Genomic DNA, 16,266 nt, shown 5'->3' with positions numbered 1-16,266 from the left:
GGCAGAATTGGCTATCGAACAGTTTGAGCTTTATGGGGAAACGGCAATAAGGGTACAAAATGAGGAGCTGGCGTTCACGCTGGTACCGGCTTGGGGAAGCAACCTATTATCTTTGCGATTAAAAAATAAAGATCTTGAATTGCTGCGATTTCCAGAAAGTCAGGAGATGTACAAGGCAGATCCTATCTTGTATGGCCTGCCGATCCTCTTTCCTCCCAATCGCATTGCCGATGGCAAGTTTGCATTTAATGGCAGGGACTATCAGTTTGATATTAATGATGCTGCTGAACACAATCACACCCATGGCTTATTATTTGATGCGCCATGGAAGATTTTACGGGCAGAGGCAGAAGGAGAGAGGATCGTACTGGAGACGATCATTCATTCCGATGAGCATGAAGCGATTTTAGCTCGGTTTCCACATTCATTTAGTGTTCAAATGAGTTACATCTTGGAGCGGGCAACGCTCACGATTAAAGCGACAATCAGCAGCCGGGATGCCGCGCCATTTCCTTGGGGACTCGGCTACCATACGACGTTTAATTATCCGTTTGATCCCTCAGGGGATCTGGCGCAGTGCCGATTTTCTCTGAATGCGGATAAGCAGTGGGTGCTGGACGAACGTTTCTTGCCAACCGGCGAACTAGTGGATATTCCTTATTTGGAGGAGCTGCGCGAGGGGAAAAGCTTAGTCGAGCACGCGCTGGACGATGCGTTTCAGACAGCGGGAACGGGAGCCAATGAAGCGGTGCTAACCGATCTGAATTCCGGCATTCGCGTTGTGTACAGCGCGGACGAGCAATTTAAGCATTGGGTGGTCTACAACCATGATGCATGGCAGGGTTATTTGTGCCCAGAGCCTTATACTTGGATAACGAATGCACCAAACTTGCAGCTTCCGCAGGAGCTGACGGGCTTCCGTGTTCTTCAGCCTGGCGAGCAAGTGACAACAACAACACGAATTCGGATTGAAGAGGTGATTTGAGCATGTCTTTGCGCAGTGACCGATGGTTTAAACACCCGTCAAAGGAAACGCGATTCCAGCATCTGTCGGCCATGAGGGCTAATGGGCATGTTCCCGAATCATTTGTAGGCAAGCCGATTATTGGCATCTTCAACTCATGGAGTGATTTAAATAGCTGTAATGCGCCCCATAAAGAATTAGTCGAATTTGTCAAACGTGGAGTGCTGCTTGCAGGAGGATACCCGCTTGAGATGCATACAATCACGACGCCTGCTGATTTTATGAAGCCTTCGGATCTGCCTTATCGCAATTTGATGGCGATGGACGTTGAAGAATCTATTCGGGCATTGCCAATTGACGGTGCAGTGCTGCTTTGCGAATGCGATAAGACAACACCCGCCCAGCTTATGGGTGCAGCCAGCAGCAATATTCCTTCGCTGCAGCTTGCTGCCGGACACCGGGCATCGGGTTCCTTTCGCGGGAAGAAAGTGAATTATGGGACGGATCTTTGGAAGCTGATGGATGATTACAATGCGGGCCTTATGACAGACGAGGAATGGAGCGAGCTGGAAAAATGCATTTCATGCACGCAGGGAGGATGTCCCGTCATGGGCACATCCTCTACCATGAAATGCCTATCGGAGATTCTCGGCATGATGCTGCCGGGCACTTCCACGATTCCGGCCACGCATGCCAGCCGTAAATGGGCAGCCGAAGAAACGGGCAAACGAATTGTTGCGATGGTTAGGGAAGAATTGACTCCGGCTCGTCTAATGACGGAAGCTGCATTCGATAATGCCATCAAGCTGCTGGCAGCGCTTGGCGGCTCTACCAATGCGGTTATCCACTTAACTGCGATTGCAGGGCGGCTCGGGATCCATATTCCCTTAAAGAGATATGAAGAAAGATCAAGTGAAATTCCGCTTTTGGTCAATCTTCAACCAAGTGGAGAGCACAGTATGGATGACTTTTTTGAAGCAGGCGGACTTGGCGCTGTGATCAGCAGGCTGCTGCCCCAGCTCGATGCGACCTGTCTGAGTGCACTGGGAACTACGATTGAAGAATGTTATCGCGATTATCTCGCTTACCGGGATGATGTTATTTATTCTCTGGCCGAACCTTATAAAGTGGAAGCGGGCATTGCTGTACTAACAGGTAATTTGGCGCCTTCGGGAGCTATTCTGAAACGAGCAGCTAGTTCCTTAATTAATCATCAACATAGAGGCCAAGCCATAGTATTCGATAGCTATGAAGAGATGTATGAAACCATTGATAGCGAGGAGTTGGAGGTCGATGAGACCTCCGTGTTAGTTCTGCGAAACTGCGGACCGGTGGGAGCAGGGATGCCCGAATGGGGAGCGCTGCCGATTCCGAAGAAGCTGTTAAAGCAGGGAATTCGGGATATGGTAAGGATCAGCGACGCCCGAATGAGTGGAACAAGCTTTGGTACGAATATTTTGCATGTTTCGCCGGAAGCCCAGCTTGGAGGGCCTATCGCTGCCATTCGAAGCGGGGACTGGATTGTGGTTGATCTGGATCACGGTACGATTAGCGTAGAGCTGACGGATGTGGAAATACGTGAGCGTCTGCGTGATTGGTCGCCTGTTCGTACGCATAAGCGAGGGTTTATGAAGCTGCATGCGGATCATGTATTGCAAGCCGACCAAGGCTGCGACCTTGATTTTTTGCGTCCAAATTCCAAAGAGGAAGTTAGTTTTATAGAACCAATCGTCGGAAGAGGCTAGTGGGAGTTAGTCATTCACATACATGGAATGCTTCGAGGGGGAAACAACGATGAACAAAGCTCAAGCCTTTGCGGCTAGTCTGGGCCTGCCGGACAAAGAGCAGTATCAGCTCGCGACAAGTGCTAAAAGATTTGAAGATGGAGCCCATTACCGTGTGGAAATCCCTTCGGTAGAGGGTCCTGCAATAATGGAGAGCGTTATTGCAGAAGCCAAACAATATGGACTAACGGTCAACCGCGTCTCTCAGGGCAGCGGAATTATGCTGTTAAGTGATTCAGAAATTGGTGATATGGTCCAAATAGGCATGGCGGAAGGGATGGAGGTATGCCTCTTCGTTGGGCCTCGCATGAGCTTTGATATCGGAGCCATGTCTCTTAGCAGCAGTGGAAAGCTGCTTGGCGGGCGGCATGCAGGAATGGATCAGCTGCTCTATGGATTGGAAGAAATATTTCGTGCGGCTGAATTAGGCATTCGAAGCGTTCTTGTGGCGGATGAAGGCTTATTATGGCTGATCAATCAAGCGAAAATCAAGGGTCAGCTGCCAGCTGATTTGGTCGTTAAAATTTCAGCGCTGATGAGTCCGACCAATCCGGTAAATGCTCGGATTTTTACGGAGCTTGGCGGCACTACCTTGAATTTGCCGGGTGATATTACTCTGCCGCAGCTGTCATCGATTCGAACCGTGGTTGATGCTCCGATTGATCTCTATATTGAGTCGCCGGATGATTTAGGAGGTTTTATCCGCAACTATGAAATCCCGGAAATTGTAAGAATCGCTTCGCCGGTTTATCTGAAATTCGGTCTTCGAAATGCAGCTAGCGTGTATCCAGCGGGTATTCACAACAAGGAGCTGGCCATCGCCCAGTGCAGGGAGAAAGTGCGCAGAGCTCATTTGGGCATTCAAGTTCTCGACAGGTATCATTCGTCTGCCATTCAATCCGACAGTTTTGCCGAGGGGTTGGGAATTCCTTCAGTGAGCTAAAGCGATAACCCTAGGGATGGAGTGAATAGAGAAATGACTATAGAGCAGACTTATTTGAATTTTATTGATGGAAAATGGAGCGTATCCGCAACCGGAAGGTTGACGGAAAGCATTAATCCTGCGAATTCGTCTGAGATCGTCGGATATGTGCAAGATTCCAACGAAGCGGATCTTGAGCTTGCGGTGAGCGCCGCTAATCGTGCCAAAGAAGCATGGCGCAGGCTTTCGGGCGCGGCCCGGGGCGATTATCTGTTCAAGGCTGCTAACCATCTAGAGGCAAGACTGGAAGAGATAGCTGAAACCATGATGCGCGAGATGGGCAAGACCCTTGCGGAATGTAAAGGTGAAACGGCTCGTGGAGTTGCTATTCTTCGTTATTATGCGGGGGAAGGCATGCGGAAGACAGGTGACGTTATACCTTCAACTGACCCTGAGGCGATCATGTTCACAACTAGAGTGCCTCTAGGCGTTGTGGGTGTTATAACGCCGTGGAATTTTCCGGTTGCGATCCCGATGTGGAAAATGGCACCGGCGCTTATTTATGGCAATACGATTGTCATAAAGCCAGCCATTGAAACGTCGATTACGGCGGCAAAGCTGCTTGCATGCTTTGAGGAAGCAGGCTTTCCGTCTGGCGTTGTCAATATGGTCACAGGTGACGGTGCTCTAATTGGTGGCGGTATTGCCAATCATTCCAATATTCAAGGTATTACCTTTACGGGTTCCAATAAAGTAGGGAAGCAGATTGGCCAAGCGGCTCTTTCGCGTGGAGCCAAGTATCAATTGGAGATGGGCGGGAAAAATCCGCTTATCGTCGCTGAAGATGCTAACCTCGATCTTGCGGTAGAAGCAGCGATTAGCGGTGGTTTGAAATCCACGGGACAAAAATGTACGGCTACGAGCAGGATCCTCGTGCAAGCCTCGATTTATGAAGCTTTCCGGGCGAAGCTGCTGGATCAAGTCAAACAATTGAAGCTGGGAAATGGGAAGGATTCCACCACATGGATGGGGCCTTGTGCCAATGAAAAGCAGCGTAATACCGTTCTTTCCTACATTAATAAGGGAATCGCGGAAGGGGCTAGCCTCCTCTATGGCGGAAGCATACCGGAGGATGAGGAATTGTCGAATGGCTATTACGTGCAACCGACCGTCTTCGAAAAGGTAACCGTGGATATGACGATAGCCAAGGAGGAAATTTTTGGTCCGGTACTGGCGCTCATACCTTTTGTGGACTTGAAGGAAGCGTTAGCGCTGGCCAATGACGTGAAATATGGACTGAGTGCCTCTATTTATACACAAAATATTAGCCATATTCTGACCTTTATCTCTGATATGGATGCAGGCTTGGTACGCATAAATGCGGAAACGGCAGGTGTGGAGCTGCAGGCACCATTTGGCGGAATGAAGCAATCCAGCTCGCATTCGAGAGAGCAGGGACAAGCGGCAATCGAATTTTTCACCTCAATTAAAACCGTTTTTTTGAAAGCTTAATGTAAATAGGAAAACAAGAAAGTCCCAGTGAAGCAAGAGCTCACTGGGACTTTTTAACTCAACTTTCGCAGCTTGAAATCAGTAGTAGCGGAGAAGGTTGCTATAAGCTGACGTCGTAGTTTTTTTGTTATGCGGCACACGGCTTGAGTCAACCCGCATTGTAGTTTTTTTGATATTGCCGAGGCGTAAGCCCGGTCCACTTCTTAAAAGTTGAGCTAAAGTGACGTTCCTCCTGATAGCCGACCAGCTTGGAAACCGCATAAATTTTATAGCTTTGACGCAACAGCTCCTTCGATTGCTCTACGCGGTATTGATGCAAATAATCAAGAAAGTTAACGCCAAGCTCTTGCTTGAACAATGAGCTTAAATAGGAATTGCTGACGAAGGTTTCCTTGGCAGCAAGCTCTAGTGTGAGATTTGTATTGTACTTTTGCTTAATCAGCTCAATGGTAGCATGCACGGTACGATGCAGTGACTTCTGGTTCGATACAGCCTCGACGATGCTTTGCACGATTTTTTGCAGGACGACGGAGCAATCATCAAGCGTCTCCATGTTAGGGATTTGCTCGATCCAGTTCACGAAGCTGTCCTGCCATTCGATAGAGGCAACTTTGCGCTCTTGGGCGAATTTTTGCAGCTCTAGAATAAGACTTGTGGAGCGCAGATGAACCTCAGCTTTGGAATAGCTCGAATTGTTCCGAATATGAGACATGCTCGCTTCAATGGCATCAACTGCCTGCTCATAATGCTCATTCTGCAAAGCGAGAAGCAGGTCTTTCTCGAGTCGATACAAATAGGCATCGTCTAGAATGGAGCTTTTGGCAGCGGTTTGCTTACCAGCCTCGGCATGAAAAAATATACCGCCTCTTCCTTGATAGAATCTGGCTTCCATCGCTTCAATCGCTTGCTGGTAACCAATATGCGCATAATCAACCGAAGCAGCAGCAGAGCTGATTGATATGCTGATCGAGAGCTTCAGATAAGCTTCAAGATTAAGCTGGAGCTCCTTCATAGCACCTTCAATCGCCTCGTTGGTCGTGTTTTCTGGATAATTTCCGATCCATAACATCTCGTCGCCATGCCGAAATACCTCAAGCTTGCCATCGTACAACGGCCGAAGGGTTTCACCTGCAATATTCAGCAGCGCATAACGTATAAGCTCTAAATCACGTTTGGATGCGGTGACGTTCTGCGCCTTGTTGGAGTCAATGCGGATCAGACCGACTTGAATGGGGCCGCACGAGAGCGTCATGTCCACTTCACTCATTACGCTGAATCGATCCTCCAGAGGCATGAGCGGATGCTGAACCCATTGCGATAAAATCTGATTTTTGAGCAGATGAAGGTTGCGATTCCAGCTGCGGTTAAGGGCATTTAAAGCTTTATCTTCATTTTCGGATTGTTCAATTTTTTGCTTTAAGTCCATAATTACACGAATAATATCATGCGGCATACAAGGCTTTAAGAGGTAGTCGGAAACGCCAAGCTTGATCGCTTCCTTGGCATATTCAAACTCATTGTAGCCGGTCAGCAGCACAGAATGAAATTCATGGCCGGCTGCTTTGGCTTCACGAATAAGGTCAAGACCGTTTAGAAAAGGCATACGGATATCGGTCAGCAGCAAATCAGGGGGATTGTTATGAATCATTTCCAAAGCCTGTTTGCCATTCTCCGCTTCTCCGGCAATCTCAATGCCATACAGCTTCCAGTCGACAAGTGTAAGAATGCCTTCTCGGAACGATTGCTCATCCTCTGCAACGATCATTTTAAGCACCATTTCCATTGCCTCCTTGTTTAATTCGCAGTTGCACCCTCGTGCCTAAGCCTTCCTTGCTTACGATCTCGAATTCTGCCTGTTCATAAAATAAAGCGAGCCTTTCCTTGATGTTAGCCAGTGCCATCCCAGAGTGAGCGTCATCCGTTTGCAAGTTGCGCATTGGCTCCTCTACGGTTGGTTGATTAAGAAGGTATACCTGTTTCTCCGGCATGCCTGGTCCGTTATCGGTGACTTCTAGAATAATAAGAGAGTCCTCTGTATAAGCCTTGATGTGAATATGTCCATTTCCGCCTGAGGGCTCGATGGCATGGATAATCGCATTCTCGACGAGCGGCTGCAGGAGCAGCTTAGGCATACGAAAGTGCTCAATTGAGGGCTCCAAATCAATCTCAAAATTAAACCTCGTCGTAAATCGTTTCTTTTGCAAAAATAAATAGTTTCGTACCAGCTCGATCTCGTGCTTCAGCTCTACAAAATCGTTGCCGCTATTCAGGCTTAGTCGGAACACTTGGGAGAGTGAGAGGACCATCTCGGATATTTCTTTATCCCCCTTCTGCACGGCGCTCCAGTTTATCATATTTAAAGTGTTGTATAGAAAATGTGGATTAATTTGCGATTGCAGCGCCTTCAGCTCGGCTTCCTTCTGCTTCAGTCGCGAAGCATATACGTCATCAATTAAGGTTTTAATTCGTCCAACCATCGTATTGTACAAATGGCCGAGTCTGCCGATCTCATCGTTACCGTTGAAGTGTACCCTCTGCGTAAAATCCCCCGTTTGGAGCGCCCTCATGGAGAACATCAGCTTTTTCATCGGATTCGTAATAATGCGGGCAATGACCCAAGAGACAATAATCGTGATGAGCGTAACGATCGCCATGATCGAGAAGGTGACGGAACCAATATGCTTCAATTCGAGCACCAGCTTGCTGCGATCTTGGATAACGACAGTTCGCCAGCCGGTAATATCCGATAAGGAATCTGAAACGATATAATGATCGTTTTCCTTAAGCAGCGCTAATCCTTCTGCGGGTTCGATGGCAGCTGTATCCATCTGATCGAATACGGGCAGCATTGTTATCGGTTTGCCAATCATGCGCAAATCAGTTGAGGCGAGTATGGTGCCTTGATCGTTCATTACAAACTGTGTAGCTTCCTCATCGTCATGATATAAGGATTTGCTTAGCTTATCTGCGTCCATCCCTATAATTAAAAGGCCGCTTCGAACATAGTTGTAAAAGTTTTTGTACGGCTTCACTAAAACGATCTTATGATGGGTGTCACCAAGCAGAATGCCATCCGAAGGGTAAAACATATCCCAAATTTGTCCTGATTCTGTATTTGCGAGCCTCTCATAGTAACGCGTTTTCATAAAACGCTCAAGGCTGATAGCGCTTGCAATACCGGTCTGTGTAATCGCAAACGGCTGAGCGGGCACATCATCCTTCGTAGAGGGATAAAGCACTAGCGATTGGATCGTTTCGCCGGTAACCATAAGCGGCAGCAAATTTTTGAACACTTGATCACGGCGCTGCTGCGTGTCGCCATTCATAACCATGCTTTGAACGGTCGGATTTAGAAACAAGTAATTAGAGAAGCTTAACGTGTTTTTGGCAAAATAGTCGAGTTGATCCTTTGTCTTGATCGCCATGTTCATTTGAGATTGATGAAGCTTATCTACCACTTCTCCCGAGGCAATGTAATATGAATACAGCCCGGTAATCCCAACGGTTGCAATCAGAAGGGGAATGACTAAGGTAAGCAGTTTCCGTTGCAGCGTAATATGTCGAAAGGGAGTAAAAAAGGATCGCATCATGTTCACCTGTAGCATTCAGATTTGTGACTTCAGTATACCAAGAAATAAATCCAGTTAGGCTGATTTTGGGAATGATCCAAAAAATGAGGCATCTATTCTTAAATTTGGATCATATTTTGTCGCAGATATAACACGTTATAATGGGGACAGAACAGGGAACGCCTGCTCAAATAAAAAAAGGTGGGGTAGCGATGAGAAAAATATGGATTTCGCTAGTAGCAATAATGATGGTTTTTACAGTAGCGGCATGCTCCGGCAATAATGGAAAAAACGGAAGCAGCGAAGCGACGAATAGTCCAACTAATGCAGCAAAAGAAACGGAAGCGCCGAAAGAGAAGGAGCCGGAGCAGGTAACGCTTAAGTTTTTCACAGCGCTGGCTGACCGCTCTAACGGAGCAGGTAAAATCGAGCAAGCAATCATTGATAGTTATATGGCAGAAAATCCAAATGTGAAAATAGAAGTAGAAGCGCTTCAAGATGAGCCTTATAAAGCGAAAATTAAAGTATATGCATCAACAGATGCAGTACCTGACATTATCCAGGCGTGGGGCCAAACTTCTTTTATTAAACCTTTGATCGATAACAACATGCTGCTTGAGTTAAATGAAGCGGATTTTGAGAGCAGCAACTTTGTACCAGGTGCAAAAGATGGATTCTCCCAAGACGGCAAGCTATACGGATTGCCGCGCGGTACAGATTTCTTGGTTATCTACTATAACAAGAAAATTTTTGACGACAATAACTTAACGGTTCCAACAACAACGGCAGAATTGCTTGAAGTATCCAAGCAGCTGAGAGCAAAAGGCATTAACCCGCTTGCAACGAACGCAATGGAAGGCTGGTCACTGCCAATCTGGTTTGAGTATGCAGCACAGCGCCACACAGGCAATTTTGACAAAATGGATGCGGTATTGAAGGGTGAAGCTAAATTCTCCGGCGACGCTGACTTCCTTGCAGCAGCACAAGACATCGCTGCACTGGCAGAGAACAAAGCACTTGCAGATGGCTTCATGACAGCAGATTACGGTACTTCCCGCAACTTGTTCGGGCAAGGCCAAGCGGCAATGTTCGTGATGGGTAACTGGGAAGCAGGTCTTGCAACAGACGAGAACTTCCCTGAAGATTTCCGCAATAACGTAGGAGCGATCTCTTACCCGGCTTCTGATAAAGGTAAAGCAACAGATGTAGCTGCATGGTATGGCGGCGGTTACTCCGTATCGAAAACATCGAAGCACCCTGAAGCAGCAGTCGCTTTCTTGCAATATTTCTTCAAGCCTGAGAACTGGGCGAAGCAAGTATGGCAAACAGGATCAGGCACTCCGGCTCAGAAGTTTGATCAATTCCTGACAGGCAACGAAACAGCGCTTCAAAAACAATTGGTTGGCATTTTCAGCGCAATGACTTCTTCCAGCGGTACACCGGTACATGATAACGGTACGGATGAATTCAAGACAAAAGTAATGGAAGCTCACCAAAAGCTGTTTGGAAAACAAATTACACCTGAGCAGTTCTTAACAGAAATGGACGCAGCTGTCGGTGTTCTGAAGTAAACAAATGAGCTAGTTAGCTGATGGGGCAGCCGAATTCATTCGGTCTGCCCCGCCTTCTACCAAAGAGAGAGCGGGGAGAACCATGCACAAACTGATGAGCAATCGCATCACCATTTTTTGGCTAGTCGCACCGGGTTTTATGCTGTTTCTCTTCATGGTTTGCTTTCCTATCACTATGAGTGCATATTACGGTACGACGAATTGGACAGGAATCGGTGCTTACGAGTTCGTTGGACTCGAGAATTACCAAAAGATTTTGTTTCATGACAGCGTTTTTTGGCGTTCATTGCTTAATGCCCTACTGCTGCTTGCAGCTACGCTTCTGATTCAACACCCGATTGCGCTTTTGTTCTCCATATTTGTGATGCATGCAGGAAAGCTAGAGAAATGGTTTCGGGCTATCTTTTTTATACCAGCAGTGATTTCAATCGTTGTTACTTCGAAAATGTGGGTAAGCGTATTTCATCCGAACTTTGGGATGTTAAATAAATTGCTTGAAGGCGTTGGTCTAAGCACCTGGAAACAGGATTGGCTGGGCGATTCAAATATTGCCATTTGGTGCATTATCGTTGTGGTCATGTGGCAAGGCTTTGGTTATGCGCTTCTGCTTTATTACGCCGGTCTTCAAGGCATACCAAAGGATCTTTATGAGGCGGCAGAGCTTGATGGAGCTGGAAGAGTGAAGCTGTATACGCGCGTTATCATTCCACTTCTCTCGCCAATGGTTCGAGTTGCAGTCGTCATCGCGGTTACGGCTTGCTTGAAGCAGATGGAAACCGTATTCCTCATGACGAATGGAGGACCTGCCAATACGACACAGTTTATTGGTAATTACCTTTATAAAACGGCGTTTTCCTCGTCGCTGTACGGCTATGGAAACGCAATATCCGTTGTGTTCGTTATCATTTGTCTCATTATTACGGTAGCGATGAACAAAGCGTTCAAAAAAGATGTTGGTGAGTTTTAATACACACCCTTGTATATGCACATTTGGTATATGAATTATTTTAGGAGGCATGCCCGTGGAAGCTCTTGCAGCTAAGACCAATCGCCAAGCGAAAAACGGCAAGAAGAAGGACGCCGCATCGCCCGCATTAAAGGTCATTCTTCATCTCGTTTTATGGGTCGTAGCGCTTCTGCAAATTTTTCCGCTCATTTGGCTCATCAATTATTCCTTTCTGAAGAGCGGAGATTTTTTTGGCAGCGGTATATTAAAATGGCCCAAAACATTTGAATGGAATAACTATGTGAATGCATTCAATTACGGRAGCGTTCCAAAGTTTCTATTAAACAGTGTTTTTATTACGACTGTAACGATCTTGGTTGCTGCTTTTCTGGCGCTTATGCTCGGGTACGCGTTCACGCGGATGGAATGGAAGCTGCGCGGTCCTGCGATGGCGTTCATTATGCTCGGTATGATCGTACCGATTCATGCGACCTTGCTGCCGAACTTTATTTTGTTCGACAAGCTGAATCTCATTGATAATCCTTTGTCCTTGATCCTTCCTTACATTGCTTTTTCGCTGCCAATAAGTTTGCTCATTATTTCGGGTTTTCTTGAAACCATTCCGAAGAGCATAGAGGAGTCGGCGGTTATGGATGGCTGTTCGGTCTATGGCGTTATTTTCCGAATTATTATGCCGATGACGAAACCTGCCATTGCGACGGTTTGTATTATGAACTTCATCAGCTGGTGGAATGAATTCATTATGGCCAATACGTTTCTAACATCCGAGACTTTCAAGACGCTGCCATTTTCCATTATGAAGTTTACCGGTCAGTACTCATCCAATTATGGCGCACAGTTCGCGGTAATGACCATCATCGCTTTGCCGACAGTTATTATCTATTTATTGTTTACAGAGCAAATGTCACGCGGAATTACGGCTGGTGCAGTTAAGGGTTAAATGAGGAGAGTATAAGGAGGCTGAGGAAGCGTGCAAACACCTGTTACGGCAAATGCAGCAGTAAAGAGCTCGCGAAGAGAGAAACCGCTGTGGCGGCGGTTTCTTGCGCAATGGCAAGTACAGCTCATGATATTTCCAGCACTGATCTTTATACTCGTTTTTAATTATTTTCCGATGTACGGTGTCTTGATGGCATTTCAGGACTACAGCTTATTTAAAGGTTTTTTTGGCAGCACATGGGCGGGTTTTAAACATTTCGAAATGTTTTTTAACTCGCCGGATTTTTATAGAGTCATTCGGAATACGATTGTGATCAGCTTGCTTAAGCTGGTCATTAACTTTCCGGCTCCGATTCTGCTTGCCCTGATGCTAAACGAAGTAAGAAACATGGCTTTCAAAAGAATCATTCAAACGATTAGTTATTTGCCTCACTTCTTGTCATGGGTTATCGTGTCTGGCTTTACGATCTCCATATTGTCCGTGGATAACGGCAGCTTAAATATTTCACTGCAAGCGCTTGGTCTTATTGATAAGCCGATTAATTTCTTGTCGTTGCCCGAATATTTCTGGGGAATTATCGTGACGACGAATTTGTGGAAGGAAATCGGATTTGCAACGATTGTTTATCTAGCAGCTATCGCTGGCGTGAATCCCAGCTTGTATGAAGCGGCTTCTATTGATGGTGCCAGCAAATTTAAACAAATATTTTTAATAACGCTTCCATCGATTACTCCTGTTATTATTATTTTTCTAATTCTGAACATCGGAAGTTTATTGAATGCAGGGTTTGATGATTTGCTCTTGCTCGGCAGGAGTGCAATGCTTCGAGACGTGGCGGACGTCATCGATACGTATGCTTACCGGGTAGGCATTATTAATAATCGCTTCTCGTATGCGGCGGCAGTTGGTCTGTTTAAAGCGATTATAAGTGTAGGCTTGCTGACGATGGCAAACTACATGGCTAGGAGAGCAGGTTCAAGCCTATGGTAATTCAGCGAACTTCTATTAATATTCAGAAAAGTGGTGAAGCCTAGTGAAGCTGAGCAGCAGCGATAAAGTATTGCAGGTTTGGATTTATATTTTACTAGTGCTACTTGGACTCGCTACGCTGTACCCGTTCTGGAACTCCGCGGTGATCTCCTTTAACGAAGGGCTCGACACGGCAAAAGGCGGAATAACGTTATGGCCAAGGGTGTTCACGATTGATAATTATAGAATCGTATTTCAAAATAACCGGATTATTGATGYGTTCCTAATCTCGGTGTCCCGTACCGTTGTCGGCACGTTGATCTCTATTTTCTTAACGGCCATCTTCGCTTATGGCTYGTCCGTTAAAGGCGTTATCGGCAAAAAGTATTATATGATCTTTGCGATTATTACGATGTATTTCAGCGGGGGGCTTATTCCCTTTTACCTGCTGAACCGCGAGCTTGGCTTAATGGATACGTTCTGGGTTATGGTCATTCCGACAGCGGTAAGCGTGTGGAATATGATTATATTCCGTACCTTCTTTATGGGGCTGCCTGATGGACTAGAGGAATCTGCGAAGATCGATGGAGCCAGTACGTTTGGGATCTTTTTCAAAATCGTATTGCCTTTATCTGGACCTGTATTGGCAACGCTTTCACTATTTACGGCTGTCTATCACTGGAATGACTGGTTTACAGCTACGATTTTTATTAATGACGCTAAGCTATATCCGATTCAAACTTTACTGCAGCAAATTATGAACTCCAACACGATGAGCGAGCAGCTCTCGATCGCTTCACAAGGAAGCGGCGCTGCCTCAGATGCGTTAAGCAGAATGCAGAGTGTGACGAGCAAATCCTTAACGATGGCTACGATGATGGTAGCGACGATCCCTATCGTTTTGGTGTATCCGTTCGTACAGCGTTTTTTCGTAAAAGGCGTAATGATCGGCTCCTTAAAGGAGTAATGCGGGTATTCGACCTTAGCGCTTTGGTGTTGGGTATGAGTATGTATAAAAATTGGGAGGTTTACGAACATGAAAGGAAAAAAGCTGTTAACTGTGCTTATGACCGCTGGTCTTGCCGGTACTGTGCTTCTAGCTGGCTGCTCCAGCAACGACGGCGGAAAATCAAGCAATTCGGGCAATACAGGTAAGGAAGGGACGAATAAAACAGAGACTAGCAATGGATTTGTTTTGGGAGAAACACCGGTAAACTTTTCTTATTATGTTCATTATGATTGGTGGACTACGGAGCCGTGGGGTGCTAATCCGAATAGTAAATGGGTACAAGATAATCTAAAAGTAACCGTAGAGCCTATTCAATCCGGCGGCGCTGCAGCGCAAAAGCTGAGCACGATGATTGCGTCGAAGGAGCTTCCAGGTGCAATTATGATGGATCGGGGACCTGAAGTAGAACGATTGAGAGCTGCGGGAGCACTTGTTCCGCTGGATGATTATATCGACAAATATCCGAACCTGAAGAAATGGGCAGGCGAAGAGACGCTAAACATGCTCCGCTCGAGCGACGGCAAAATCTATCAATTCCCGAACTGGTATACAGCAGCGCCTACGGGCAACGGCGGCTGGTTTGTGAACAAGAAAATTTATGCAGACCTTGGCTCACCGAAGCTTGAAACAATCGATGATTTGTATGCTTACTTAAAGCAGGTCAAAGATAAATATCCGGACGTGATTCCATTAGAGGTAGGCGGCAACGGCTCGGGCGTTGAGGTCATGTTCCCTAGCTTCCAGGAGGGTGCAAACGGTGCGTTCCATTCCATGAAAGCATATCCTAACGGAGATAAGTTTGATACGATTTACAACAACGAAGCTTGGAAAGAAACGATGCTGTTCGCAAGCAAACTATTTAGAGAAGGACTTATGACACAGGATGCGATGACTCAAAAGGATGATCAGGTAAAAGAGAAGCTTGCAACGGGCAGAGTAGCTGTATTTGTTGGCGGTAATGCGACTAATGTGGGACGCGAAGGCCATAACGCATTAAAAGCAAAAGATCCAAATGCAGGTTATGAATTTATTTGGCCAATTGCTAAATCAGGATTGGATAAAAACAAAATTTATCCAAACGGTTATAACGCACTAGGCTGGAACGTTAACGTCATTACAACAAGCGCTAAAAATCCAGAAGGTATTTTTGCGTATTTGGATTGGATGACGGGCGAGGAAGGCACTCGTATCATGTTCTTCGGGCCAAAAGGCTTGTATTGGGATGAATTTGATGCGGATGGCGCACCGATCCCGAACGACAAATGGTTCAGCACGTCGCAAGAAGAGAAGGACAAAGATAAGCTGGAAGCCTATGTATGGGCAGGAAACGCAACCTTTGTAGATACGAGCAAGCAAAAGATCGAGCAAACGCTGCCGGAAGAACAACGCAACTGGGGTTCATTGGCACAGCTTAACATTGCATGGAAAACATCGATGAATATGACGCAATTCAATAACATTGATCCGGCTCCAGAAACGGATGAAGGAATCATTAATCAGCAAGTGACGGAAACAGCTAACGAGTATTTCGGAAAAATTCTGTTCGCGAAAAGCGATGCAGAGGTGCTTAGCTTGATCGAGGAAGCGAAAAAGACTACAACCTCGCTTGGCTTCGATAAAGTTAACGAATACCGTACAGCAAGATGGCAAGAAAACCTTGCTTTGATTAACGGCAAGTAATTGTTGTAAATGAGCGTGCTCCGGTGGGCTGCTCCTAGGTAGGATTCTACCTAGGAGCGGCCTTCTTTTTGTTGTTGTAAGAACGAATGGGTTTCTACAACAGTATTTCACACGTTCGCCTCCACCGAAATGAAGCTGTAAGCACGTATACGTTCTTACACCGGACAAACTGAGGTTACTTTGTGACTGTAAGCACACATAGGTTCCTATAGCAGTGTTTCGCACGTTCGCCAACGCCGAAAAGAAGCTGTAAGCACGTATACGGTCTTACACCGGACAAACTGAGGTTACTTTGCAGCTGTAAGCGCAAATAGGTTCTTACAGCAGTGTTTCGCACGTTCGCCGACGCCGAAAAGAAGCTGTAAGCACGTATATGTTC

12 protein-coding genes are annotated in these 16,266 nt (G+C 46.3%); 10 read left to right on the top strand and 2 right to left on the bottom strand.

Annotation, left to right across the window (positions count from 1 at the left end; genetic code table 11):
* Positions 1-7 precede the first annotated feature (7 nt).
* Genes AC1DPK_RS07880 through gucD form a run of 4 tightly spaced genes read left to right on the top strand, consistent with a single transcriptional unit; the run spans position 8 to position 5,182 of the window.
* The gene (locus AC1DPK_RS07880) at positions 8-985 is read left to right on the top strand and encodes an aldose 1-epimerase (RefSeq protein WP_441885087.1); all 978 of its coding nucleotides are present in this window, start codon (positions 8-10) and stop codon (positions 983-985) included.
* A gap of 2 nt (positions 986-987) precedes the next feature.
* Positions 988-2,709, top strand: a complete 1,722-nt coding sequence (locus AC1DPK_RS07875; RefSeq protein WP_477509923.1) for a dihydroxy-acid dehydratase — start codon at positions 988-990, stop codon at positions 2,707-2,709.
* Between the two features lie 49 nt (positions 2,710-2,758).
* On the top strand, positions 2,759-3,691 hold the full coding sequence (locus tag AC1DPK_RS07870; protein ID WP_477509922.1) for a hypothetical protein: 933 nt from the start codon (positions 2,759-2,761) through the stop codon (positions 3,689-3,691).
* A 33-nt stretch (positions 3,692-3,724) separates the two neighbouring features.
* A complete protein-coding gene (gene gucD / locus AC1DPK_RS07865; RefSeq protein ID WP_477509921.1) occupies positions 3,725-5,182 on the top strand; it encodes an alpha-ketoglutaric semialdehyde dehydrogenase GucD in 1,458 nt (485 codons plus the stop codon).
* A 148-nt stretch (positions 5,183-5,330) separates the two neighbouring features.
* On the opposite strand, the gene AC1DPK_RS07860 is transcribed toward gucD, so the two are convergent.
* Together AC1DPK_RS07860 and AC1DPK_RS07855 are read right to left on the bottom strand one after the other, a co-directional pair.
* The gene (locus tag AC1DPK_RS07860) at positions 5,331-6,959 is read right to left on the bottom strand and encodes a response regulator (RefSeq protein ID WP_477509920.1); all 1,629 of its coding nucleotides are present in this window, start codon (positions 6,957-6,959) and stop codon (positions 5,331-5,333) included.
* Positions 6,949-8,772 (bottom strand): sensor histidine kinase, encoded by a 1,824-nt coding sequence (locus AC1DPK_RS07855; protein ID WP_477509919.1) that lies wholly within the window; start codon positions 8,770-8,772, stop codon positions 6,949-6,951. The genes AC1DPK_RS07860 and AC1DPK_RS07855 overlap by 11 nt, the downstream gene beginning before the upstream one ends.
* Before the next feature lie 191 nt (positions 8,773-8,963).
* Here AC1DPK_RS07855 and AC1DPK_RS07850 point away from each other — a divergent pair, with 191 nt between their 5' ends.
* From AC1DPK_RS07850 to AC1DPK_RS07825, 6 genes are all read left to right on the top strand, one after another.
* Positions 8,964-10,322, top strand: coding sequence for an ABC transporter substrate-binding protein (locus tag AC1DPK_RS07850; protein ID WP_339205059.1), 1,359 nt, complete (start codon positions 8,964-8,966; stop codon positions 10,320-10,322).
* An 82-nt stretch (positions 10,323-10,404) separates the two neighbouring features.
* A complete protein-coding gene (locus AC1DPK_RS07845; RefSeq protein WP_477509918.1) occupies positions 10,405-11,289 on the top strand; it encodes a carbohydrate ABC transporter permease in 885 nt (294 codons plus the stop codon).
* Positions 11,290-11,344: 55 nt separating this feature from the next.
* A complete protein-coding gene (locus AC1DPK_RS07840) occupies positions 11,345-12,229 on the top strand; it encodes a carbohydrate ABC transporter permease (protein ID WP_441885103.1) in 885 nt (294 codons plus the stop codon).
* Positions 12,230-12,355: 126 nt separating this feature from the next.
* Entirely contained in the window at positions 12,356-13,219 is an 864-nt protein-coding gene (locus AC1DPK_RS07835; protein WP_083681842.1) for an ABC transporter permease, read from the top strand.
* Between the two features lie 43 nt (positions 13,220-13,262).
* The gene (locus tag AC1DPK_RS07830; RefSeq protein ID WP_477509917.1) at positions 13,263-14,165 is read left to right on the top strand and encodes a carbohydrate ABC transporter permease; all 903 of its coding nucleotides are present in this window, start codon (positions 13,263-13,265) and stop codon (positions 14,163-14,165) included.
* Positions 14,166-14,234: 69 nt separating this feature from the next.
* Positions 14,235-15,887: an extracellular solute-binding protein gene (locus AC1DPK_RS07825; protein WP_475444365.1), complete on the top strand. Its 1,653-nt coding sequence runs from the start codon at positions 14,235-14,237 to the stop codon at positions 15,885-15,887.
* Positions 15,888-16,266 lie beyond the last annotated feature (379 nt).

It is taken from the genome of Paenibacillus sp. 01T424 (genome assembly GCF_056398745.1).
Note: the sequence above shows the minus strand (reverse complement) of the source record. Positions and strands in the feature narration are given on the sequence as shown.

Bases quoted from the DNA above. Each gene is read 5' to 3' on its own strand.
- AC1DPK_RS07855 (WP_477509919.1), bottom strand. From the start codon at position 8,772: ATGATGCGATCCTTTTTTACTCCCTTTCGACATATTACGCTGCAACGG.
- AC1DPK_RS07835 (WP_083681842.1), top strand. From the start codon at position 12,356: ATGATATTTCCAGCACTGATCTTTATACTCGTTTTTAATTATTTTCCG.
- AC1DPK_RS07850 (WP_339205059.1), top strand. From the start codon at position 8,964: ATGAGAAAAATATGGATTTCGCTAGTAGCAATAATGATGGTTTTTACA.
- AC1DPK_RS07845 (WP_477509918.1), top strand. From the start codon at position 10,405: ATGCACAAACTGATGAGCAATCGCATCACCATTTTTTGGCTAGTCGCA.
- AC1DPK_RS07875 (WP_477509923.1), top strand. From the start codon at position 988: ATGTCTTTGCGCAGTGACCGATGGTTTAAACACCCGTCAAAGGAAACG.
- gucD (WP_477509921.1), top strand. From the start codon at position 3,725: ATGACTATAGAGCAGACTTATTTGAATTTTATTGATGGAAAATGGAGC.
- AC1DPK_RS07870 (WP_477509922.1), top strand. From the start codon at position 2,759: ATGAACAAAGCTCAAGCCTTTGCGGCTAGTCTGGGCCTGCCGGACAAA.
- AC1DPK_RS07825 (WP_475444365.1), top strand. From the start codon at position 14,235: ATGAAAGGAAAAAAGCTGTTAACTGTGCTTATGACCGCTGGTCTTGCC.
- AC1DPK_RS07860 (WP_477509920.1), bottom strand. From the start codon at position 6,959: ATGGTGCTTAAAATGATCGTTGCAGAGGATGAGCAATCGTTCCGAGAA.